This is a genomic window from Mangrovicoccus ximenensis, assembly GCF_003056725.1.
GTDB classification, from domain to species: Bacteria; Pseudomonadota; Alphaproteobacteria; order Rhodobacterales; family Rhodobacteraceae; genus Mangrovicoccus; species Mangrovicoccus ximenensis.
Genome location: NZ_QBKZ01000003.1, coordinates 44771 through 66689 on the forward strand (window position 1 = coordinate 44771; position 21919 = coordinate 66689).

Below are 21919 nucleotides of genomic sequence, written 5' to 3' on the forward strand. Positions count from 1 at the left end.
CTCTCCGTCTTGTCTTGCCGTGTCTTGTCAGGGAAATCAGTAGGTCGCGCGGCCGCCCGAGAGGTCGAAGACCGCGCCGGTGGTGAAGGAATTCTCGGCGCTCGCGAGCCAGGCCACCATGTTGGCGGCCTCGGCCACTTCGAGGAAGCGCCCGCGCGGGATCTTCGAGAGCATGTAGTTGATGTGCTCTTCGGTCATCTGGTCGAAGATGCGGGTGCGCGCCGCAGCTGGGGTGATGCAGTTGACCGCGATGTCCTTGCCCGCGGTCTCCTTGCCCAGCGACTTGGTCAGCGCGATCACCCCGGCCTTGGAGGCCGAATAGGCCGAGGCGTTCGGGTTGCCTTCCTTGCCCGCGATCGAGGCGACGTTGACGATCCGGCCGTAGCCCCGCGCGATCATGCCCTGGACCAGCGTGCGGTTCAGGTTGAAGACGCCGACCAGGTTGATGTCGATGACGCGCTGGAATTCCGCCGGATCGTATTCGGCGAGCGTCGCGTTGGCCCCCGCGATCCCGGCATTGGCGACGAGGATGTCGACCGGGCCGATCCCGGCCTCGGTCGCCGCGGCTGCGGCCTCGACCGAGGCGAGGTCGGTCTGGTCCATCTCGCGGAATTCCGCGTTCGGGCCGAGTTCGGCCACGGCGGCGCGGCCGAGTTCCGCGTCGCGGTCCCAGACCGAGACCTTGGCGCCGCTCTCGACGAAGCGGCGGGCGACCGCGAAGCCGATGCCCTGGGCGCCGCCGGTGACGACCGCGCGGCGGCCTTTCAGGTCGATGCTGTTCATGTTGATGTCCTTTCGGAAGTTCACTGGCCGTAGCCGCCGAGTTCCCGCGGCAGGAACAGGGTGACCTCCGGCACGAAGGCGATGACGAGAAGCCCCGCGACGATGATCGCGAAGTAGGGAAGGAAGGGCCGCAGCGTGGCGGCATAGGGGACCTCGCCGATCCGGCAGGCGAGGATCAGGATGATCGCCACCGGCGGCGTGATCGAGCCGAGGAGCACCGAGACCACGATCACCACCGCGAAATGGATCGGGTCGAGCCCATAGACCGCCGCGATCGGCGCCAGCATCGGCGTGACCAGGATCAGCGCCGAGATCGTCTCGACGAACATCCCCAGCGCCAGGAGCGCGACGATGATCAGCGCCAGCGCGGCATAGCGGTTCTCGGTCAGCCCCTGCAGCGCCTGGGCGAGCTGCGCCGGGAAGCCCTCGCGGGCGATGATCCAGGCGAAGAGCGCGGCCCCGCCGAGGATGATCAGGATCGCCGAGGTGGAGATCGCCGCATCCCGGGTCAGCCGCAGCGTGTTGCCGAGGTCGAGCTGCCGCGTCACGGCGCCGAAGACCAGCGCATAGACCACGGCGAGGATGCCCGCCTCGGTCGCGGTGAAGAAGCCCGACTGGATGCCGCCGATGATCAGCACAGGCAGCGCCAGCGCCGGAAGCGCCCGCCACAGGCTGCCGCCGATCTCGGAGAGGCTGGCGCGGGCATGGCGCTCGCCGCCGATCCGGTCGGCATTCCACCACACCCAGGCCATCAGCAGCGCCGCGATGGTCAGGCCCGGCAGGATGCCCGCGAGGAAGAGCGTGCCGATCGACAGGCCGGTCATCGCGCCGTAGAGCACCATCAGCAGGCTCGGCGGGATGATCGGGCCGAGGATCGCCGAGGCCGCGGTGATCACCACCGCATGCTCGGGCTTGTAGCCCTCCTTCTTCATCGCCGGCAGCAGCATCGAGCCCACCGCCGCGACATCCGCCGCCGCCGAGCCGGAAATGCCCGAGAACATCACCGAGGTCAGGATGTTGACCTGCCCCAGCCCGCCGCGGACATGGCCGACCAGCGCGCGGGCGGCCCGGACGATTGCATTGGTGATGCCGCTCACGTTCATCAGGTTGCCCGCCAGGATGAAGAGCGGGATCGCCATCAGCGGGAAGCTGTCGAGCGAGGAGAAGAAGCGCTGCGGCAGCACCATCAGCGGCACGCCGCCGTCGAGGATCAGGATCGCCGCCGCCGAGAGCCCCATCGAGAAGGCCACCGGCACGCCGAGCACGAGGAGCAGCGTGAAGAGCACGAAGAGCAGGAGCACGGTCATGCGAGGGTTCGTCCTTCGCCCAGGCGCGGCCGGATGGCCAGCGCGACGATGCCGAGAGCCGCACCAAGCGGGATCGGCGCATAGAGCCAGGCACGCGCGATGCCGAGCGTCGGTGACGGGAAGCTGCCGCTGCGTTCGGTGAAGGCGACGCCGTGCCAGGCCAGCAGCCCGAGGAACACCGCCCCGAGCAGGGCCGCGAGCCGCAGCCGCCAGACGGTCAGCCGTTCCGGCAAGGGCAGGATCTCGACCAGGATTTCCTCGTGCCGGTAGAGCACCACCGGCAGGCCGAGCATCACCGACCAGATCAGCAGCATCCGCACCAGCTCCTCGGTCCAGAACCAGCCGAAGGCGGGCACGAACCGGTCGACGACCTGCACGAACACGAGCGCCATCATCACCGAGAACACCGTCACGACCACCGCCGTCAGCACGGCGATGGCCCTGTCGGCGGCGCGGCGGAAGCGGTCACCGCGCATCATGGTCAGTCGTCCCCGGCGTCGCGGATCGCCTGCAGCAGATCTTCGGCCCCGGCGCGCTGCGCGAAGGTGTCCTGCAGCGGGGCCAGCACCTCGCGGAACGGCGCCGGATCGACCTCGTGGATCTCCAAGCCCTCTTCGGCAAGCTTGGCGAACCAGTCGTCCTCGCGCCCGGCGCGTTCGTTGCGCTGGGTCTCCGCCACTTCGGCCGCCGCCTCCATGACGATCGTACGCTCCTCTTCGGACAGGCCGTCGAGGAACATCCGGCTGGTGACGAAGCTGCCGTCGAAGAAGATGTGGCGGGTCTTGTTCAGATGCCCGGCCACCTCGTAGATCCGCTGGATATAGCCGACCTCGGGGGTGCCCTCCATCGCGGCGACGACGCCGGTCTGCATGGCGGTGTAGATTTCCGGCGACGGGATCGGCGTCGGCTGGGCGCCGAGCGCAGCGAAGGTCTCGACGAAGACCGGGCTTTCCGGGACGCGGATCTTCATGCCCTCGAAATCGGCCGGGGCGCGGATTTCGCGGTCGGTCGTGTAGGTGTCGCGGTAGCCGGATTCGATCCAGTTCATCACCACGAGGCCGGTCGCGGCCTCGAGTTCCTGGCCGAGCCCCTCGCCGGTCTCGCCCAGCACCACGCGGCGCCAGTGCTCGGGGCTGTCATAGAGATAGGGCAGCGTCAGGATGCCGAAGGCGGGCACGTAATTGGCATAGAGCCCGCTTTCGCCGTAGCCCATGTCGAGCGTGCCGATCTGCACCGACTCGATGACCTCGCGCTGGCCGCCCATCTGGCCTGCGGGCATGATTTCGACGGTCAGGCTGCCGCCCGAGCGCTCGGCGACCAGCGCGCCGAAGCGCTCGGCGGCCATGTGCTGCTCGGAGGTGGTCGGCAGGTGGTGGGCGAAGCGGATGGTGGTGTCGGCCAGCGCCGTGCTGCCCAGAAGCAGCGCCGTTGCCAGCGCGACGCCCGAAAGGGTCGCGGGTTTCATGTCATGTTCCTCCCTGGGAAATTGCGGCGCCCGGCTCCTCCGCCGGGACACCGGCCATGGTCAATGGGTATAGGGACGCTTCAGGTTCAGGCCGGGCGCGAGCGTCACGCCGAAGCCGGGCTTGTCGAGCGCCGAGATGTTGAGCTTCCCGTTCTGCGGCACCGGCTCGCCTTCGAGCATCGGCGAGAACATCGGCACGACCTTGTCGGCCTTGGGCGCCATCATCAGGAATTCCGCGAAGGGGCTGTTCTGCCGGGTCATCACGAAATGGTAGCTGTAGACGCTGGAGCCGTGCGGCACGACCATCTTGCCGTGGCTGTCGGCCAGCGCCGAGATCTTCAGCAGCTCGGTCAGACCGCCGCACCAGCCGACATCGGGCTGCAGGAAGTCGCAGCACTCCATCTCGAGGAGCATCCGGAAGCCCCAGCGCGTCGCCTCGTGCTCGCCGGTGGTCACCAGCATGCCGTCGGGCACGCGGCGGCGCAGTTCGGCATAGCCCCAGACGTCATCCGGCGGCAGGCATTCCTCGATCCATTTCAGCCCCAGCTCATGCGCGGCAAGCGCGGCGCGGGTGGCGTAATCGACATCCATGCTCATCCAGCAGTCGTACATCAGCCAGAAATCCGGTCCGACCGCATCGCGCATCCGCCCGAGGATCTCCATCTCGGCCTTGATGCCCGCGGCATCCTCGGCGGCGGTGTGCCGCCAGGCCATCTTGCCGCCGATGAAGCCCATGTCCTTGGCCAGGTCGGGCCGTGCGCCGGTGGCATAGAACACCTGCTCGTCGCGCACCGCGCCGCCGATCATCGCATGCACCGGTTCCTGCCGGACCTGGCCCAGCAGGTCCCACAGCGCCAGGTCGACGCCGGAAATCGCGTTCAGCACCAGCCCGCGCCGCCCGTAATAGAGCGTGGCGTTGAACATCTGGTCCCAGATCAGCTCGATATCGGTGACCTTGCGGCCCTCGAGGAAGCGCGCCAGGTGCTTCTCGACGATATAGGCGGCAGGCTCGCCGCCGGTGGTCACGGCAAAGCCAGTCACGCCGGTATCGGTCTCGATCTCGACGACCAGCGTGCCGAGCACGTTGATCCCGAAATCCCGGCGGCTGTCGCGGAAGGCCGGATATTTCGACATCGGCGTGGCGATGCGGTCATCGATCCAGTGACCGTCGTCCTGGTCGTGATAGTCTGCGCCGCCGCCCGTGACGGTGTGGGCGCGCACCTGCCGGATGATCGGCGTGGCCATGGAGTGTCCTCCTCATGTCTCCTCGGCCCCTGTCTTAGGCAGGATTGCGATGCATGAATAATGAAGATAACGTCGACATCGATCGTATTTTGCGAACGCAGTGGAGGACCCATGCGCGATCTGGCGAGCTACCTGAAATTCCGCCATCTGGCGCTGATCCAGGCCCTGGCCGAACATGGGACCATGCATGCGGCGGCGCGGGCGCTGAACATGACCCAGTCGACCATGTCGAAGATGCTGGCGGATCTGGAGGCCGAGCTCGACGCGCCGCTGTTCCGGCGCGAGCCGCGCGGCATGGCGCCGACCGAGCTTGGCGACTACGCGATCGGCTTCGCCGGGACGATGCTGGGCCATCTCGGGCGGTTCTCCGAAGAATTCCGCGACCGGCGGCTGGGCGGGGCCGGCACGCTGGTGATCGGCGCGATCATGGGGGCCGCGCCGGATCTGGTCGCCCGCGCGGTGGCCGACATGAAGCAGCTCTATCCGCTGCTGACCGTGCGGATGATGGGCGAGACCAGCGACCAGATCCTCGAGATGCTGGAAACCGGCGATGTCGACATCGCGGTGGGGCGGTTCAGCCAGACCCGCTACCGCGCGATCTTCGATTTCGAGCCGCTGGCGCTGGAGCCGCTGGCGCTGGTCGCGCGGCGCGGCCACGGCCTGTCCGGGCGGCCGGTGGCAGCAGCCGGTCAGGCGGCGGCCGCCGCCGCTGCGCTGCGCAGGAAGACCGGGCGGTCGGGCGTGCTGTCGTCCGGCTGGAAGCGGTAGCCGCCGGTGTCGAATTCCGCGATGCCCTCGGCCCGGTCGATGCGCCGTTCCATCACGAAGCGCGCCATCGCCCCGCGCGCCCGCTTGGCATGGAAGCTGACGACCTGCGCGGTGCCGTTCTTTTCCTCGAGGAAGACCGGCGTGACCACAGGAACGGCGAGAGCCTCGGTATCGACCGCACTGAAATACTCGATCGAGGCGCAGTTCACCAGGCAGGCGGCCCCAGCCTCTTCGGCATCGGCATTCAGCGCCTCCGCGATGCGGCTGCCCCAGTATTCATAGAGGTTCTTGCCCTTGGCGGTCTGCAGGCGGCTGCCCATCTCCAGCCGGTAGGGCTGGATCAGGTCATAGGGGCGCAGCAGGCCGTAGAGCCCCGAGAGGATCCGCAGATGGCCGCGCGCCCAGTATTGCGCATCCTCGTCCAGCGTCTTCGCCTCGAGCCCCTGATAGGTGTCCCCGGCAAAGGCGCGCACCGCCGGACGGGCATCTTCGGGCGTCTCCGCCCGGTAGGATTGGAACCGCTCGCGGTTGAGCTTTGCCAGCGGTTCGCTGATCGCCATCAGCTTGCGCAGCTCGGCCACCGACAGCTCCGCCGCAACGCCCGCCAGATAGGCCGCATCCTCCAGGAAGCGTGGCTCGGTCACCTCGGCGATGCCGGGATCGGTCCAGTCGAGCTTCTTGGCCGGGGAAACGGTGACGAGCATGGAACTCTCCATATCTGGTGGGGGCACCTGATCGTACACCCAGCAAATTGGGAATCCAACCATGGCGCGCAAGGATTTCCGATACGGAACCTGGCGGAGTCATGCCGCGCGGACGGAAGCGGCGGCCCCCGCGTGCCTCGACGAGCCCGCCGGGGATCTTGCAGGTCCGTGTCGCTCGGCCTGCGCGCTTGCGGACAGATGCCGCGGGAGCCCCGAGACCGGCAAGCAGCGCCAGCCCGGTCCCCAGGCAGCGGCACCGCAGCCGGATCGCAAACGGCAATCGATTTCACCGGGAACAGATCCGAGCCATCCTTGACCGAAAGCTCGGTGACGTAGGTGCCGGAGCCGAAACTCTGGGTGAAGAGCGTCGGCGTCACGGTGCCGTCAATGCCGGTTGCGAGGAAATGGGATGTCCAGGCGAGGTTGTACGGCGACATGCGAAGGACGAGCCAAGGCGACAGCCAGTTTTACCTGCTGTCGCCTCCGGCCAAGACGTCCCTGAGCAGAAGATCCCGGGGCAGGAAATGGGCCGGCTGAACGAAGAGGCCCGCATGACAATCAAGGTTCTGGATGAGCGGGGAGCGACGGGGGCCGGGATCGCCCGACTGCTGGGTGTGAGCGAGGGCGCGGTTCGGCATCACGTGCGGCGCATGAAGGTCGGGGCCGCTGACGGTCGCTGCGCGCAGCCGCAGAAGGCGGCAGCCTTTGCGGACGCGATCGAGCACTGGCGGCAATCGACGTCGGATACCGGGCTGAACCTGGCAGCGCCGCATTCCTGGCTGGAGCACGAGCACGGCTACGGCGGCAGCCTGCGTTCGGTTCAGCGGTTCTGGAAACGGACGTATCCCGCGACCCGGATCCGGGCGCGCCGGAGGGGGGAGAGTTCGCCACGAGGCCGCCACCGGTCCGAGGACCATGGCGGACGGGCAAGGTCGAGCGACGGGTACGCGATCAGCGCCACGGGATCGATCCCTGCGCCCGCAGCTTCGCGACGGTTGAGGAGTTGCAAGCCTGGGCAGACGAGCAGATCGCGGCGCGCGACCATGACCGGCGTTGCCCTGCCACGGGTACGTCCGTCGCCGAGGCAGGGGAGGCGGAGAAGCGGCGGCTGACCCCGCTGCCGCACCCGTTGCCGGTTCCGTTCGGCGTGGCCATTAGCCGGAAGCTCGGGATCGACAGGTTGGTCTCGTTTGAGAGCCGCCAGCACAGTGTGCCCTTCCACCTGATCGGGAAAACCGTCGAGCTCCGCAGAATTGCCGGCGCCGTTCAGGTTCTGAAGTCCTGCGAGATCGTTGCCCGGCACCCGCGCGGCAAGGATGCCCGGCTGCTGATCGACCAGTCCCACTATGACGGGGAGTCCGACGACCGGGTGATCGCCCCGCCGCCGCTTTGCAGGATGGGCCGGAAGATCCGGGAACTGATCGACGCACCGGTCGCGCGCCGGCCATCGAGACCTGCCACCTGCTGGCGGAGGTCGCCCGATGAGCGGGACGACGAAGGCCGCGGGACGGCCGAGGCTCGACATCGACCGGACCCGTGAACGGTCGATTGCATTGGGTTGCGGCCATGCCGCGGAGCATCTCGGCGATGTTCTCGATGGGGCGCTTGCCAAAGAGATGGCCCCGCATGCCTTCCTTGATCAGTTGGCGGACATCGAATTGCCGGGACGCGAAGAGCGCCGAATTCGCACCGCGCTCAAACTCTCGAACCTGCCGTAAGGGCAGACACTCGAGACCTTTGACTTCGCGTTTCAGCCCGCGATCGAGCGGTCGCGCATCGAGACGCTGGCCACCGGCGCCTGGGTCCGTGGCAATGAGACGGTGTTGCTGCAGGGGCCGCCAGGCGCGGGCAAAACGCACTTGGCCGCCAGCCTCGGGGTGAAAACTGTCCAACTCGGTTTCCCGGTCCAGTACTACCGCTTCGCCGAGCTGATGACTGCACTTCGGGATGACCCCGGCCTGCCGCCAAGTCGGCTCCGGCGGCGCAAGGACATGTCCACGGCGCTCCTGATCATCGACGAATTGGGCTTCGAGGCGATGTGCCGTGAGCAAGCATCGTTCGGGGGCCGCGCTCGGACCTGTGGCGCACGGCCCCTCACTCTTTCGGCTGGTCACCTACCGCTACGGCCGCGGCGCTATCCTGATCACCACCAACACGAGCGTGCGGGACTGGACGGAACTCCTTGCAGGCGACGAGGTGCTCGCCACAGCGATCCTGGACCGGCTGCTGCACCGGTCCCACTTCCTCAACATCAAGGGCCGCTCCTACCGGCTCCGAGACCTTGAGGACATCCTGAAGAAGGAAAGCGCCTGATCCAACCGCCGCAGGCCGGGCCACGCTCTGATAAATCAGGTCTGCACGTGCCCCGGCCTGCTCGTCGCACCACCCAACCGACCGCGCCCTGACGAAGAGCAGGATGAGGATTGCGCGACACAAATCGCAAGACTGTGTGTCGCCTTATCCCGTAAAACTGGCTGTCGCTTGACAGCTGGCGCAGGCGTCGCCAGCGGTACTCGAGCCGGTGGCGGCGCCTGCGACACCCGCGCCAGCCATGACGCCATCGCCGCCCGTGACGCGGCAGCGGTTCGCCGGGCAAAAGGTCCCCCGGAGCTTTTGCTGAACCTCCTCACTTCCGCCCCGCCGAAACGCCCGGCCTTGGAAGCCGGACACCGCAGGGGCCCGCGCACGCAACGAGATCCTGAGGGCATCGAAGCATCTGGGCCGGGCACTCTGGCAGAACTGGAGCGGGCACCACCGCCGCAGCACGGTGGAGACATGAGCCGGACCGGGCAAAGGTCCGGGGGACCTTTTCCCGGCGATTGAATGCTCCGCCATGGATGGGCCCGCATCGCGATGCCGCGAGCGCGAGCCCTCCCGCCTGCGTGCCGCCGTGGCGCTCAGTACCGGTCGTAGCGCTCCGCGGGCTGCGGGGTCTTCAGTGCATGGCAACTGCAGTCGCCCGCTGCCGGCAGCCTCGCCGCCGCGCGCAATGCCAGCTCCGAGCAGAGACGCGACAGCGAGGGCAGCACGCCCTTCTGAAGCAGCGTCCCGCGGCCGCGGTCCATGTAGTCGTTGAAGCCGGCGGTGACGAAGGCGCAGGGCACGAAGCAGGCGCCGATCTCGCGGCTCAGCGTCGCCTCGGGCGCAATCGAGTGGTTCATCACGTCCGCGCCCATCGAACGGAAGGCGATCGCCTCGGCGGGCGTGGTCAGGCGCGGGCCATAGGCATGGGCGGCGACCAGCCCCTGCTCGATGCCATGGACCCGGCAGGCGGCGGGCCAGACCCGGCGGGCCTCTTCGGCCAGCACGGCGGCACAGGAAGCGCAGACGATGGCCTTGCCCGAGGCGTCGAAGCGCTGCCGCCCGGGCAGCAGGGAGTACGGTGTCTGCGTCAGCTCGATGATGTCGGCATTGATCACCAGGTCACCCGGCTGGATTGCCTTGTTGAGCGCGCCGATGGTGGAACAGGCGAGGACCCGCTTCACCCCTGCCTGCTGCAGCACCCAGAAGGCGCGGCGGTGGCATTCATGGTCGATCTCGTCGCGCGGATTGCCGTGCGAATACATGCAGAGCGCGCGCTTGGGCCTGCCTTCGGGCGTCAGCGCGCCGTCGAATTCGAGGAGCTTCCAGTTCTCGGACGGGCCCCAGGGGGTGTCGTAGGCGAGATCGCGGGCAAGGACGGTGATGCCCTCCATCGCGAGGTCTTCGGGGAAGGCCAGGCCCCAGTTGGCCGAGCCGGTGATCAGCGCCAAGCCGACCTGCGGGATCGCGGCGGCGCGGGCTTCGGGGGAGATGGCGGGTTCGGTGGTCATGGGTCTTTCCCTGTCAGGCCGTCCGGCGCGCATTGACGATCAGCACGATGCCGATGACGAGGACGCTCCAGAGGGTCGAAATGGCGGCAATGGTCGGGTCGATCTGGTCGCGCAGCGACAGGAACATCAGCTTCGGCAGCGTGGAGTTCTGGCCCGAGGAGACGAAGATGGAGATCACGGCCTCGTCGAGCGACGTCAGGAAGGCCATGAGCGCGGCGGTCATCAGGGTGAAGGACATCTGCGGCAGCAGGATCTGCACCAGCGCCCGGGCCCAGCCCGCGCCGAGGCTGCGCGCGGCCGTCACCTGGCCCCAGTCGAAGCGGGCCACGGCCGGCCTGAGCACGATGACCGCGACCGGAATGGCCAGCACCACATGGCCGACCAGAATGCCGCCCAGCGTGCCGATGAGGCGCAGCTTGGCCAGCACGAAGAACAGTCCGATCGCCAGCAGGATGCCCGGGATCACCGACGGTGCCAGAACGTAGCCGCCGAGCGCCTTCGCCGATCTGCCGCCGATCCGGTCCATCGCCACGCAGGCCAGGAGCGCCGAAGGGACGGCCAGCGCCGCAGTCAGCACGCCCAGGATCAGCGAGGTCCTCAGCGCCGCCATCCACGTGGCCGAGCCGAAGAAGGTCTGGTACCAGCGCAGCGAGAATTCCCGCGGCGGGAATTCCAGCAGGTCGGAGGCCGAGAAGGAGATCGGGATGACGATCAGCGTCGGCAGGATCAGGAAGGCAAGCACCGCGCCCGCGTAGATCCACAGCCCCGCGCGGAAGCCGCGGGCGTCGAAAGCGTCAAGCATGGGTCTTTCCTTTCCGGCCGATCAGCCGCCGCGCCGCCGCCAGCATCGCCGCCGCCATGGCGACGAGGATCAGCAGCAGCACGCCGAGCGCCGAGGCCTGGCCCCAGTCCTGGAAGGTCGACATGACCTTCTCGATGCGGATTGCCACCGGGCTGACCTGGCCGCCGCCCAGCACGGCGGGAGTGATGAAGAAGCCGAGCGTGTAGATGAAGACGATCATCGCGCCCGAGCGGATGCCCCCCGCCGAAAGCGGAAGAACGACGGTCGCCAGCGTCCGGGGCAGGCTGGCCCCCATGCTGGCGGCGGCGCGGATGGCGTTGCCGTCGATGTCGCGCATCGCGGCATAGACCGGCAGCACGAAGAGCGGCAGCATGAAATGCACCATGCCGATCAGCGTGCCGGTGAAGTTGTAGACCAGCGCCAGCGGCTCGGAGGCAATGCCGGTTCCGGTCAGCGCCTGGTTCACCAGCCCGTCGCGGCGCAGCAGCACCAGCCAGCCATAGGTGCGCACGAGGATCGAGGTCCAGAGCGGCAGCATGACGAGGATCAGCAGGCGGTTCGCGATCTTCGGCGGCGCCGAGGCCAGCGCCAGCGCCAGCGGGATGCCGAGCGCCATGCACAGCACCAGCGTCGCGCCCGAAAGCTCGACCGTGGTCCAGACGGATTTCCAGGTCAGGGCGCTCGACAGCAGCTTCTCCCAGTTGGCGAGGGTGAACTCTCCGCGCAGCGTCATGACGCTCTGGCGCAGGATCCAGAAGATCGGCAGCATGGCGCAGAGCCCGACCAGCAGCAGCGCCGGCAGCGACAGCGACAGGAAGAAGGCGCGCTCGCGCCTGGCATCGCGGCGCAGTCCGGCGCGGGTGTCCCGGTCCGGGGTTGCGGGGGCGGTCATCGCGGCAGTTCCGGTCATGCCGCCTCCGGCTCCGGGGCCGGGATCGGATGGGCATGGCGGCGCGCGGCGAAGGCGGCCACCGGATCGCCGGGCGACAGTTCCTCGCAGCCTTCCGAGCGTGCCGAGGGGATCGACATCATCAGCTCGCGGCCCGACGGCAGTTCCACCTGCAGGAGCCAGTTCTCGCCGCGATAGGCCTTGCCCGCGAGACGGCCGTCGAGCCGGATGCCGTCCGGACCGCAATCCGCCGGATCGAGATGCAGGTTTTCGGCCCGTACCATCAGCGTCGCTGCGGAAGACAGCGTGCCGCCGTCGGCCGCGCGGCAGTCGCCGCCCGCCAGGATGTTGGCCTCGCCCATGAATTCGGCGACGAATCCCGAGCCGGGGCGGCAATAGATGTCCTGCGGCGCGTCGATCTGGCGGATGCGCCCGTCCTTCATGACGGCGATCCGGTCGGACATGGTCAGCGCCTCGCGCTGGTCGTGGGTGACATAGATCGTGGTGATGCCCAGGTCGTCATGCAGGCGGCGGATCTCCAGCTGCATGTGCTCGCGCAGGTTCTTGTCGAGCGCGGAAAGCGGCTCGTCCATCAGCATGATCCGCGGTTCGAAGACGATGGCGCGGGCCAGCGCCACGCGTTGGCGCTGGCCGCCCGACAGCTGCGAGATGTCCCGCCCGGCGAAGGCGCCGAGCTTGACCCGCTCGAGCGCGGACATGGCCCGCTCGCGCGCCTCCCGGCGGGACACCCTGCGCAGCCTGAGCGGGTATTCGACATTCGCCAGGACATCCATGTGCGGGAAGAGCGCGTAGTTCTGGAAGACGATGCCGATGTCGCGGCGGTTCGGCGCCAGCCGCGTGACGTCGCGGTCGCCGATCAGGATGCGCCCGGCCTCGGGGCGCACGAAGCCCGCCAGCGCCATCAGGAGCGTGGTCTTGCCGGAGCCCGAGGGCCCCAGCAGCGTCAGGAACTCGCCCGGGCGGATCGCCAGCGAGACATCGTCGAGCGCGACATAGTCCCCGTAGGTCTTGCGCAGCGCGTCGAGCGTGATCGGAAGCGGTGCCATGGTTCTCCCCCGGCTCAGCGGTTCATCATCTCGTCGAAGGCGATCTGCGCCTCCTGGCCATGCGCGACCCACCAGGCGGGATCGGAATAGACCGAGCTTCCGGCATTGGCGGGTGCGGTGGCGAGGAGCTCCAGCCGGTCTTCCGGGATCAGGCCGGTCTCGTAGGCCGCCGGGTTGACCGGGCCGTAGAGGATATGGTCGGTCAGCCGCGCCTCGCGCTCGGCCGTGGTCATCGCGGCGATCAGCTTCATCGCCTCTTCGGGATGCGGCGCCCCGGCCGGAACCGCGAGGCAGTCGGTGCCGATCACCGATCCCGCGAAGGTGTAGCCGGCCGCCCCCCCATCGGCGGCGGCATTGGCCGCGCGGCCGTTCCAGGTCACCACCAGATCGGCCTCGCCATCCTTCAGAAGCTGCGTCGACTGCGCGCCCGAGCTCCACCAGACGGCGACATCGGGCTTCAGCTCCTCGAGCCGCGCGATGGCGCGCGCCAGCCCGTCCCCGCTTTCCAGCACGTCATAGACTTCGTCCGGCGCGACGCCCTCGGACAGGAGCGCGATTTCCAGCAGGTCCTGGGCATTGGCGCGCAGCGCCCGGCGGCCCGGGAAGGTCTCGGTGTCCCAGAAATCCGCCCAGCTCCGCGGCGGGGCGTCGCCGAAGGTCTCCGTGTTCCAGGCCATCACCGTGCCGTAGCTGTCGAACGGATGGCAGTAATCGTTCCGCGCGCCTTCGGGCAGGCCGTCGATATCGACGATCTCCGGGTCGAGCGGTTCCAGAAGGTCCATGGTCGCGGCCTGCGCAGCCTCGAGCGAGCCCATCTGGATCACGTCGGTGGAGACTGCGCCCGACATCACCTGCATGCGCAGCGCGGCGAGGCTGTCGCTCTGGCTGTCCTCGCGCATCTCGAAGCCCAGTTCGGCCGCCGCCGGAGCCCAGAGGGCGTCACGCAGCGCGGCGCCGTAATCGCCGCCCGAGGTGGTGATGGTCAGCGTCTGGGCGGCCAGCGGGCTTGCCAGGGCCATGGCAAGCGCCGCGGAGGGCAGGCAGCGGGAAAGGTTCATCGGGCACCCCTGTCAGGTCTGGTGTTGTCTCTAAGCGCGGCGAGTCTGCCGCCTTTCTTCGAATCGTAACGTTACGATTCCGAAAAAACGCGATGTCGGGAAGTTATTCGTTAGCCTGCAATCGATCTTTCCAGTCAAACCCGCCGCGTCTGCCTTAATTTTGCGCAACCGCTTGCAATCTGCCCAAGGGGCATCTTTCCTTCCCCGCAAGGCGCGGGCAATCTGGCGGATGACCCCCGCCTTCCGGAGACGACATGACCTCTGCCCGCCCCAATCTCCGCCAGATCGCCGACAGCCTCGGGCTCTCGGTGACCACCGTGTCGCGCGCGCTGAAGGACGGGCCCGAGGTCCACCCGAAGACCGTTGCGCGGGTCAAGGCCGCAGCCGAGGCAGCGGGCTATGTGCCCAACCTGCGCGGCCTGGCGCTGCGCACCGGCCGGACGCACGGGATCACCGCGGTGCTGCCGCTGGAAGCGCGCGCCTACCTCTCGGACATCGCGCGGCTGCCGCTGATCGAGGGCATGACCGTCGCCGCCCGGGCGCGCGGCTACACGCTGGCGATCCAGTCGCCGCTGCCCGAGGAGGACACGCTCGAGGCGCTGCGCAAGATCGTCCATCTGGGCGCGTCTGACGGGGTCATCATCACCCGCATGACCCGGGACGACCGCCGCGTCGCCTGGCTGGAACAGAACGGCGTCCCCTTTGCCAGCTTCGGGCGGTCCGCGGGCGAGAGCCGGCATGCCTATGTCGATATCGACAATTTCCGGATCGCGCGGGAGGCCGCGGCGCATCTTCTCCGGGCCGGGCACCGCCGCATCGCGCTGCAGCTGCTGGCCGGCGCGGATGTCAGCAGCGGCGACCGCCTGGCCGGATATGACGCCGCCCTGGCGGCTGCCGGGATCGCGCCGGATCCGGCGCTGGTCGGGCAGGACGATTTCAGCCTGGAGGCCAGCCAGATTTCCTTCGCACGGATGCTCGACCGGCCGGATCCGCCAAGCGCGCTGATCTGCGCCAGCGAGCTGGGTCTCCTTGGCGCGATCGCCGCATTGCGCCAGCGCGGGCTCGTCCCCGGCGAGGATGTGGCCTTAATCTCGCGCGACAATACCCGGCTTTCCGGCTACCTTGCGCTGCCGGTCCTGGCACATCGCGTCGATATGGCGCTTGCGGGCAGGAAACTGGTCGAGGCCCTGCTGGGCCGCATCGAGCGGCCGGCCGATCCGCCGATCCAGGAGGTCATCGGACCGGGTCCGCTCGGGCCGGCAAGCTGAGGGCCGTGCAGATGAGCTACCGGGATGACCTGCCTTCCCGCTGACCTTCGGCCATCCTCGCGGGCATGGGCGGAGAGAGGGGCATCTGAGGGACACATGGGGTGCCGGTCCGGGCAAGCTGCAGCCTCGCGGGGCTGGACGGAGCCGGGGCAGCCGTGTTCCGCAAGCCTCTCCCGCGGCATCGCCTGCCCGAAGTTCCGGCCGGGCCTCCGCGCTGCGTAGTTGCGATGCAGGCTTGCGGCAGCGCGCATCGCATCGGGCGCTTCCGTCCCGGGAAAGGGCACGCGCCTCGGCTGATGCCGCCGCGACATCCGGCCTTGTCCGAAGATTCACGGCGGGACGGATCGCGGTTCCATCCGGCAGATGGCATCCCCCGCGGCCGGACGGCCGGGACGCCGGGACGATCTCCGAAGCCGCGACGCATCGGCGACGCCCTTCGCCGCGATCAAGCCGGAAGAGCCGCTCGATCTTTCACCCCTGCGCCGGGCGCGGCTGGTCAATCGGGGCCGGAACCGGGCGCCACCTTGTCCGGAGCCCTCCGAGGCGCTGCTGCGCCGCACCGCGCTGTCGATGGCGCTCTGGGGCACGGCGACCTTCCTGATGCTCGGCGTCTTCGCGGTCGTGGCGGCGGGCGGCGATCTGGCGGCACTGCCGCCGGGGCTGTGGATGTCGATCCTGGCGACCGTGGCGATCTATGCCGCGACGCTGCTGATCGTCGGCTATCTCCTGTTCGGCGCGGTCGCGCGCCGCGTCGCGGCCGATCGCGCATGATCCTCGGCATCGGCTCGGACCTGGCCAATATCGAGCGGATCGCGGGCACGCTGGAGCGCTTCGGCGACCGGTTCAAGACGCGGGTCTTCACCGAGACCGAGCGCGCCAAGGCCGAGCGCCGCGCCGATGTGGCGGGCACCTATGCCAAGCGGTGGGCGGCCAAGGAGGCCTGTTCCAAGGCGCTCGGCACCGGGCTGGCCATGGGCATCTCGTGGAAGGACATGGCGGTGCGCAACATCGCCACCGGCCAGCCGGTGATGGAACTGACCGGCTGGGCCGCCGAGCGGCTGGCCGAGATGACGCCGCCCGGGCACGAGGCGGTGGTGCATGTCACGCTGACCGACGACCATCCCTGGGCCCAGGCCTTCGTGGTGATCGAGGCCCGTCCCCTGGCCGGGGGCGGCGCGCTTGACACCGCCCCGGCCTCCCCCCAAGAAACGCCGCATCAGGACTGAAAGGACACTGCATGGCCGCGAAGGCAGGTAAAGAGAGCGGGCTGGTCGAGACCGTCAAGACGATCGTCTATGCCCTTCTGATCGCGGGCGTGTTCCGCACGCTGTTCTTCCAGCCCTTCTGGATCCCCTCGGGGTCGATGAAGGACACGCTGCTGATCGGGGATTTCCTTTTCGTCAACAAGATGGCCTATGGCTATTCGCAGTATTCCTGCCCCTTCGCCTCGATGTGCTCCTTCATCGACGGCCGCATCATGGGCGACGAGCCCGAGCGCGGCGACATCGTCGTGTTCCGCCATCCGGTGACCGGCCAGGACTTCATCAAGCGGCTGATCGGCCTGCCGGGCGACAAGGTCCAGGTCCGCGGCGGCCGCCTATGGCTGAACGGCGAGGAAGTCCCGACCGAGCCCGCGGGCACCTTCGTCGAGACCTTCGAGCCGCAGGGCCCGATGGGCGGCGTGCCGATCTGCTCGAACGGCATGGTCGGACTTGGCGCCGATTGCGAGAAGACCCGGCTGACCGAGACGCTTCCGGGCGGCCGCAGCCATTCCATTCTGGACACGCGCGAGACTCGGCTGGACAATACCGGCGTCTACACCGTGCCGGAGGGGCAGTTCTTCTTCATGGGCGACAACCGCGACAACTCCAATGACAGCCGCGTGCCGCAGACCGCGCATGGCGTCGGCTTCGTTCCCTTCGAAAACCTGATCGGCCGCGCCGACCGGGTGATGTTCTCCTCCGCGGGCCGGTCCATCTTCTTCTTCTGGACCTGGCGCAAGGACCGCTTCTTCAAGGCGCTCGATTGACCCAGTCTCCGGATATCAAGGCCTTCACGGCGCGGCTCGGACACCAGTTCTCCAACCAGGCCCTCCTGAAGGAGGCGCTGACCCATGCCTCGGTCTCGTCGACGAGCCAGCCGAACAACGAGCGGCTGGAATTCCTCGGTGACCGGGTCCTCGGGCTCGTCATGGCCGAGGCGCTGCTCGGCGCCGACGACAAGGCGGCCGAGGGGGTTCTGGCGCCGCGCTTCAACGCGCTTGTGCGCAAGGAAACCTGTGCCGATGTCGCCCGCGAGATCGAGCTGGGCAAGGTGCTCCGGCTCGGCCGCTCCGAGATGCTTTCGGGCGGGCGGCGCAAGGAGGCCCTGCTGGCCGATGCGCTGGAGGCGGTGATCGCCGCGGTCTATCTGGATGCTGGTTTCCGCGCCGCGCACGAGCTGGTGCTGCGGCTCTGGGGCAGCCGGATCGGCAGCGTCAAGGCCGATGCCCGCGACCCGAAGACCGCGCTGCAGGAATGGGCGCAGGCGCGCGGCCAGACCCCGCCGCATTACGAGATCACCGGCCGCGAAGGTCCCGACCACGCGCCGCAATTCCGGATCTGCGTTCGTCTCGATTCCGGCGAGACCGCGACCGCCACGGCGGGCTCGAAGCGGCAGGCCGAGCAGGCCGCCGCACGGGACCTGCTGTCCCGGCTGAAAGGACCTAAGACATGACCAGCCAGAAAGCCGGATTCGTTGCCCTGATCGGCGAGCCGAATGCCGGGAAATCGACGCTCCTGAACCGGATGGTCGGGGCCAAGGTCTCGATCGTCACCCACAAGGTGCAGACCACGCGCGCCCGCATCCGCGGCGTTGCGATCGAGGGCGACAGCCAGATCGTCTTCGTCGACACGCCCGGCCTGTTCCGCCCGCGCCGCCGACTCGACCGCGCGATGGTCGCCGCGGCCTGGGGCGGGGCGGCGGATGCCGACCTGGTCGTGCTGCTGGTCGAGGCCCATCGCGGCATCACCGAAGGCGTGGAGCGGATCATCGAGGCGCTGGCCGAGCGCGGCACCGGCCAGCCGGTCGCGCTGGCGATCAACAAGATCGACCGCGTCGAGGCCAAGACCCTGCTGGCGCTGACCGAGAAGCTCAACAGCCGCTTCGCCTTCGCCAAGACCTTCATGATCTCGGCCGAGAAGGGCTATGGCGTCGACGATCTGCGCGAATGGCTGGCGAACGAGCTGCCGGCGGGCCCGTGGCTCTATCCCGAGGACCAGATCGCCGACCTGCCGATGCGCATGATCGCCGCCGAGATCACCCGCGAGAAGCTGACGCTGCGCCTGCACCAGGAACTGCCCTACCAGCTGACCGTGGAGACCGAGGCCTGGGAGGACCGCGAGGACGGCTCGACCCGGATCGACCAGATCATCTATGTCGCCCGCGACGGCCACAAGGGGATCATCCTCGGCAAGGGCGGCGAGACGATCAAGGCGATCAGCCAGGCGTCGCGGCTGGAGCTGGAGGAATTCCTCGAACGCCGAGTCCACCTGTTCTGCCAGGTCAAGGTCCGCCCGAACTGGCTGGAAGAGGCCGAGCGCTACGGCGAGATGGGGCTCGATTTCCGCGACGGCGACCTGTGAGCCGCCTCGCCACCGGCATCTGGGTCGGGGCCTACATGACGAGGCTGGGGCTGGAAAACATCCCCGCCTATGTCGTCCAGAAGGGCGACGCCACCGCGGGCGCGGTCTGGGTCAAGGTCGCGCGGCTCGACGGCACGGCGGAACTGTGGGAACGGCAATACGACCTGATGGCGGATGTCCGGCATTGGGTCCGCACCATGGCCGAGGCCGAGTTCGAGATCGACGAGCGCATCCGCCGCGAAACCGGGCGCGACCGCGACCTCTGGGTGATCGAGCTGGAAAGCCGCGACGGCCGCTCGCTGCTCGACGATCCGTCGCTGGCCTGAGGGGCGCCCATGTACATTCCCCGGCATTTCGAGGAACGCGACCCGGCGGCGGTTTCCGCGATCATGGAGGGCGCGCCGCTGGCCTGCGTCGTGGCGCAGACCGCGGAAGGCCTCGTTGCCAACCACTTGCCGCTGCTGGCCGCGCCGGATGGCAGCCTGATCGGCCACTGCGCTCTGGCCAACGGCATGCATCGCGAAATCGGGGAAGGACAGGAGGTTCTGGCGATCTTCCGCGGCGCCGACGGCTATGTCTCGCCCAATGACTATCCCGGCAAGGCGAAGCATCACCGCGCGGTGCCGACCTGGAACTACCAGGCGGTGCATGTGCACGGCCGGATTTCCTTTTCCCATGACATGCAGGCCAAGCGCCGGGCGGTGGCGCTGCTGACCCGGCTGCACGAGCGCCGCGCCAATGGCGATGCCGCCTGGAAGATGGCCGATGCGCCTGCCGATTACCTCGAGGGGATGCTGGGTAACATCGTGGCGCTGCAGATCGAGGTGACCCGCGTGCTGGCGAAATCGAAGCTGAGCCAGAACCGCGACGCGGCCGATCTGCAGGGCGCCATCGACGGGCTGGCGGCGCGCGGCAATGCCGGGCTGGCGCAGATCATGGCCAAGAAGCGCTGAGCGCTTTTCCCGGCGGCGCGGCGGACCTATCTTCAGCGGATGGAATGGCAGGGACAGGGCATCCTCATCGCGTGCCGTCCGCATGGCGAACATGCGGCGATCCTCGAGGTGCTGACCCCTGGGCACGGCCGCCACGCGGGTCTCCTGCGCGGCGGGCAGAGCCGCCGGATGTCGCCGGTCCTGCAGCCCGGCAATCTCTTGGCGCTGAGCTGGCGGGCGCGGCTCGACCACCACATGGGCGCCTTCACCGCGGAGCTGGAGCGCGACCGCGCCGGTCGGCTGATGAACGACCGCCGCACGCTGGCGGGGCTGGCGGCGGTGACCGGGCTCCTGGCCTATGCGCTGCCCGAGCGGATGCACCTGCCGGGAATCTACGAGCGCACCGCCGAGCTGCTCGACGTGATGCCGCTGACGCCCGCCTGGACGCTGGCCTATCTGCGCTGGGAACTCGCGCTTCTCGAGGCGCTCGGCTACGGGCTGGAGCTTGACCGCTGCGCGGTGCGCGGCACCAACGAGGAGCTGTGCTTCGTCTCTCCGCGGACCGGGCGCGCGGTCAGCCGCCAGGCGGCGGGGGAGTGGGCCGACCGTCTGCTGCCGCTGCCGGATTGCCTGAAGGGGCAGGGGCCCGCACCGGATGGCGAGATCGCGCTGGCGCTCTCGACCACCGGCCATTTCCTGAAGAAGCACGTCCCGCCGCAATGGAGCGGCCAGCCCTTCCCGGCCTCCCGGTCACGGCTGGTCGACCTGCTGAAGCGCGGGCCTCACTCTGCCGGGGCGGAGACGCGGTAGAGCAGCGTGGCGCCCTCGGGCGTCGACAGCAGGAAGCCGTCCTCGGTGGTCTCGATCTGCGACACGGCGCCGAGCAGGTCGAGGATCGTCTTCTCGCCGTCGAGATCGGGGCAGGCCATCATCGTGGCGGCGAGCGGTCCGAAGGAGACGCTGCCGTCTTCGCCCCAGTCGGCGCGGCCCATGAAGTTGTTGCAGGGGCCCTTGCCCGCGACCCGGCCCTCTTCGGGGAAGACCAGCGTTGCGTCGCCCTCGTAGGGCGCGCCGTCCAGCTCGGCCAGGCGGTACTCGGTTCCGGGATCGGCTTCGGGGGCGGTCTGGGCCATGGCCATCGGTGCAGCGGCCAGCGCGGCCAGCCAGATCAGGTGTTTCATGTCTCTCATCTCCCGGGCGGAAGGCGCCCGCCCGGAAGATGGGGCCCCCCGCAGCGGGGGGCAAGGGCCGGACTCACTCCTTCGCGAGGGCGAGCAGATACTTGCCGTAGTCGTTCTTCTTGTAGGTCGTGCCGGCCTCGCGCAGCTCCGCGGCGCTGATCCAGCCCTGCTCGAAGGCGATTTCCTCGAGGCAGCCGACCTGCTGGCCCTGGCGCTCGGTCAGTGTGCGGACGAAATTGCCCGCATCGAGCAGCGAGGCATGGGTGCCGGTGTCGAGCCAGGCATAGCCGCGGCCCATGGTCTCCACGCTCAGCGAACCTTCGTTGAGGTACATTTCCAGCAGCGTGGTGATCTCCAGCTCGCCGCGGGCGGAAGGCTCCACCTTGCGGGCGCGCGCGGGCGCGGAGCCGTCGAGGAAGTAGAGGCCGGTCACCGCGTAGTTGGACGGCGGCACCTCGGGCTTCTCGATGATCTGCTCGGCCTTGCCCTCGGCGTCGAACTTGACCACGCCGTAGCGCTCGGGATCGGCCACGCGGTAGCCGAAGACCGTTCCGCCGGTTTCCTTCGAGCCGGCCGAGGCCAGGAGTTCGGGCAGGCCGTGGCCGAAGAAGATGTTGTCGCCGAGGCACATCGCCGAGGGCGCGCCGTCGAGGAAGTCCTCGGCCAGGATATAGGCCTGCGCCAGCCCGTCGGGGGAGGGCTGGACGATGTATTCGAGCTTGATGCCCCATTGGCTGCCGTCGCCCAGGGTGCGCTTGAACTGGTCTTGGTCCTGCGGCGTGGTGATCATCGCAATCTCGCGGATGCCGGCCAGCATCAGGACGGAAATCGGGAAATAGATCATCGGCTTGTCGTAGATCGGCAGCAGCTGCTTCGACACCCCGCGGGTGATCGGATAGAGCCTGGTGCCGGAGCCGCCGGCGAGAATGATGCCTTTGCGCTGGGTCACGGAAAATACTCCTACTGGTCTTGGCCGGTTGCTGCGAACCGTGGAAAGAGAATGCTGTCCGTCCCG

Annotated in this window: 26 protein-coding genes and 2 pseudogenes; 15 read left to right on the plus strand and 13 right to left on the minus strand. The window is 68.6% G+C overall.

What is annotated here, in order from left to right; all coding sequences use genetic code 11:
- Positions 1 to 36 precede the first annotated feature (36 nt).
- Genes C7T91_RS08600 through rhmD form a run of 5 tightly spaced genes read right to left on the minus strand, consistent with a single transcriptional unit; the run spans position 37 to position 4800 of the window.
- Positions 37 to 783, minus strand: a complete 747-nt coding sequence (locus C7T91_RS08600) for an SDR family NAD(P)-dependent oxidoreductase (RefSeq protein ID WP_108258956.1) — start codon at positions 781 to 783, stop codon at positions 37 to 39.
- 20 nt (positions 784 to 803) lie between these two features.
- Positions 804 to 2090 (minus strand): TRAP transporter large permease, encoded by a 1287-nt coding sequence (locus tag C7T91_RS08605; RefSeq protein WP_108258896.1) that lies wholly within the window; start codon positions 2088 to 2090, stop codon positions 804 to 806.
- Positions 2087 to 2569: a TRAP transporter small permease gene (locus C7T91_RS08610; RefSeq protein WP_108258897.1), complete on the minus strand. Its 483-nt coding sequence runs from the start codon at positions 2567 to 2569 to the stop codon at positions 2087 to 2089. Before C7T91_RS08610 ends, C7T91_RS08605 begins: the two co-directional genes overlap by 4 nt.
- Before the next feature lie 2 nt (positions 2570 to 2571).
- The gene (locus C7T91_RS08615) at positions 2572 to 3555 is read right to left on the minus strand and encodes a TRAP transporter substrate-binding protein (protein ID WP_108258898.1); all 984 of its coding nucleotides are present in this window, start codon (positions 3553 to 3555) and stop codon (positions 2572 to 2574) included.
- Between the two features lie 60 nt (positions 3556 to 3615).
- Complete coding sequence (rhmD, locus tag C7T91_RS08620) at positions 3616 to 4800, minus strand: L-rhamnonate dehydratase (RefSeq protein WP_108258899.1); 1185 nt, start codon at positions 4798 to 4800, stop codon at positions 3616 to 3618.
- A 111-nt stretch (positions 4801 to 4911) separates the two neighbouring features.
- Between rhmD and C7T91_RS08625 the strand changes: the two genes are divergently transcribed.
- Complete coding sequence (locus tag C7T91_RS08625; RefSeq protein ID WP_161555806.1) at positions 4912 to 5568, plus strand: LysR family transcriptional regulator; 657 nt, start codon at positions 4912 to 4914, stop codon at positions 5566 to 5568.
- Here the strand turns inward: C7T91_RS08625 and yaaA are convergent.
- Entirely contained in the window at positions 5490 to 6272 is a 783-nt protein-coding gene (gene yaaA, locus C7T91_RS08630; protein ID WP_108258901.1) for a peroxide stress protein YaaA, read from the minus strand. The genes C7T91_RS08625 and yaaA overlap by 79 nt on opposite strands.
- 1147 nt (positions 6273 to 7419) lie before the next feature.
- On the opposite strand from yaaA, the gene C7T91_RS39225 reads away from it, so the two are divergent.
- The 5 genes and pseudogenes from C7T91_RS39225 to C7T91_RS08650 form a co-directional block, all read left to right on the plus strand.
- Positions 7420 to 7812, plus strand: a complete 393-nt coding sequence (locus tag C7T91_RS39225) for a Mu transposase domain-containing protein (RefSeq protein ID WP_407943279.1) — start codon at positions 7420 to 7422, stop codon at positions 7810 to 7812.
- Entirely contained in the window at positions 7754 to 7990 is a 237-nt protein-coding gene (locus C7T91_RS31465) for a hypothetical protein (protein ID WP_145962815.1), read from the plus strand. Before C7T91_RS39225 ends, C7T91_RS31465 begins: the two co-directional genes overlap by 59 nt.
- A gap of 57 nt (positions 7991 to 8047) precedes the next feature.
- Positions 8048 to 8263 (plus strand): annotated as a pseudogene (locus C7T91_RS39230) (ATP-binding protein); the annotation flags it as partial.
- A gap of 52 nt (positions 8264 to 8315) precedes the next feature.
- Positions 8316 to 8585 carry an ATP-binding protein gene (locus tag C7T91_RS08645; RefSeq protein ID WP_108258903.1) on the plus strand — a complete coding sequence of 90 codons (270 nt, stop codon included), beginning with the start codon at positions 8316 to 8318 and terminating at the stop codon, positions 8583 to 8585.
- Between the two features lie 198 nt (positions 8586 to 8783).
- Positions 8784 to 9048: pseudogene (locus C7T91_RS08650) on the plus strand (hypothetical protein); the annotation flags it as partial.
- 121 nt (positions 9049 to 9169) lie between these two features.
- On the opposite strand, the gene C7T91_RS08655 reads toward C7T91_RS08650, so the two are convergent.
- From C7T91_RS08655 to C7T91_RS08675, 5 genes are read right to left on the minus strand one after another with little or no spacing between them, the layout of a single operon-like run.
- Positions 9170 to 10084 carry a phosphorylase family protein gene (locus tag C7T91_RS08655; RefSeq protein ID WP_108258904.1) on the minus strand — a complete coding sequence of 305 codons (915 nt, stop codon included), beginning with the start codon at positions 10082 to 10084 and terminating at the stop codon, positions 9170 to 9172.
- A 13-nt stretch (positions 10085 to 10097) separates the two neighbouring features.
- Positions 10098 to 10886: an ABC transporter permease gene (locus C7T91_RS08660; RefSeq protein ID WP_108258905.1), complete on the minus strand. Its 789-nt coding sequence runs from the start codon at positions 10884 to 10886 to the stop codon at positions 10098 to 10100.
- Entirely contained in the window at positions 10879 to 11796 is a 918-nt protein-coding gene (locus C7T91_RS08665; protein ID WP_201742030.1) for an ABC transporter permease, read from the minus strand. The genes C7T91_RS08660 and C7T91_RS08665 overlap by 8 nt, the downstream gene beginning before the upstream one ends.
- Positions 11793 to 12842 (minus strand): ABC transporter ATP-binding protein, encoded by a 1050-nt coding sequence (locus C7T91_RS08670; RefSeq protein ID WP_108258906.1) that lies wholly within the window; start codon positions 12840 to 12842, stop codon positions 11793 to 11795. The genes C7T91_RS08665 and C7T91_RS08670 overlap by 4 nt, the downstream gene beginning before the upstream one ends.
- Before the next feature lie 14 nt (positions 12843 to 12856).
- A complete protein-coding gene (locus C7T91_RS08675; protein WP_108258907.1) occupies positions 12857 to 13900 on the minus strand; it encodes an ABC transporter substrate-binding protein in 1044 nt (347 codons plus the stop codon).
- A 254-nt stretch (positions 13901 to 14154) separates the two neighbouring features.
- Here C7T91_RS08675 and C7T91_RS08680 point away from each other — a divergent pair, with 254 nt between their 5' ends.
- The 9 genes from C7T91_RS08680 to recO all read left to right on the plus strand — a co-directional run bounded on the left by C7T91_RS08680 (position 14155) and on the right by recO (position 20533).
- Complete coding sequence (locus C7T91_RS08680) at positions 14155 to 15168, plus strand: LacI family DNA-binding transcriptional regulator (RefSeq protein ID WP_108258908.1); 1014 nt, start codon at positions 14155 to 14157, stop codon at positions 15166 to 15168.
- A 363-nt stretch (positions 15169 to 15531) separates the two neighbouring features.
- Positions 15532 to 15939 carry a hypothetical protein gene (locus C7T91_RS08685; protein ID WP_108258909.1) on the plus strand — a complete coding sequence of 136 codons (408 nt, stop codon included), beginning with the start codon at positions 15532 to 15534 and terminating at the stop codon, positions 15937 to 15939.
- A complete protein-coding gene (gene acpS, locus C7T91_RS08690; RefSeq protein ID WP_108258910.1) occupies positions 15936 to 16394 on the plus strand; it encodes a holo-ACP synthase in 459 nt (152 codons plus the stop codon). The genes C7T91_RS08685 and acpS overlap by 4 nt, the downstream gene beginning before the upstream one ends.
- An 11-nt stretch (positions 16395 to 16405) precedes the next feature.
- A complete protein-coding gene (lepB, locus tag C7T91_RS08695; protein ID WP_108258911.1) occupies positions 16406 to 17197 on the plus strand; it encodes a signal peptidase I in 792 nt (263 codons plus the stop codon).
- A complete protein-coding gene (gene rnc / locus C7T91_RS08700; protein WP_108258912.1) occupies positions 17194 to 17883 on the plus strand; it encodes a ribonuclease III in 690 nt (229 codons plus the stop codon). The genes lepB and rnc overlap by 4 nt, the downstream gene beginning before the upstream one ends.
- The gene (era, locus tag C7T91_RS08705) at positions 17880 to 18791 is read left to right on the plus strand and encodes a GTPase Era (protein ID WP_108258913.1); all 912 of its coding nucleotides are present in this window, start codon (positions 17880 to 17882) and stop codon (positions 18789 to 18791) included. Before rnc ends, era begins: the two co-directional genes overlap by 4 nt.
- Positions 18788 to 19117, plus strand: coding sequence for a DUF1491 family protein (locus tag C7T91_RS08710; RefSeq protein ID WP_108258914.1), 330 nt, complete (start codon positions 18788 to 18790; stop codon positions 19115 to 19117). Before era ends, C7T91_RS08710 begins: the two co-directional genes overlap by 4 nt.
- 9 nt (positions 19118 to 19126) lie before the next feature.
- Positions 19127 to 19744 carry an FMN-binding negative transcriptional regulator gene (locus C7T91_RS08715; RefSeq protein ID WP_108258915.1) on the plus strand — a complete coding sequence of 206 codons (618 nt, stop codon included), beginning with the start codon at positions 19127 to 19129 and terminating at the stop codon, positions 19742 to 19744.
- Between the two features lie 39 nt (positions 19745 to 19783).
- Positions 19784 to 20533, plus strand: coding sequence for a DNA repair protein RecO (gene recO / locus C7T91_RS08720; RefSeq protein WP_108258916.1), 750 nt, complete (start codon positions 19784 to 19786; stop codon positions 20531 to 20533).
- On the opposite strand, the gene C7T91_RS08725 is transcribed toward recO, so the two are convergent.
- Positions 20506 to 20904 (minus strand): META domain-containing protein, encoded by a 399-nt coding sequence (locus C7T91_RS08725; protein ID WP_161555807.1) that lies wholly within the window; start codon positions 20902 to 20904, stop codon positions 20506 to 20508. The genes recO and C7T91_RS08725 overlap by 28 nt on opposite strands.
- A 73-nt stretch (positions 20905 to 20977) precedes the next feature.
- Positions 20978 to 21853, minus strand: a complete 876-nt coding sequence (gene rfbA, locus C7T91_RS08730; protein WP_108258918.1) for a glucose-1-phosphate thymidylyltransferase RfbA — start codon at positions 21851 to 21853, stop codon at positions 20978 to 20980.
- Between the last annotated feature and the right edge of the window lie 66 nt (positions 21854 to 21919).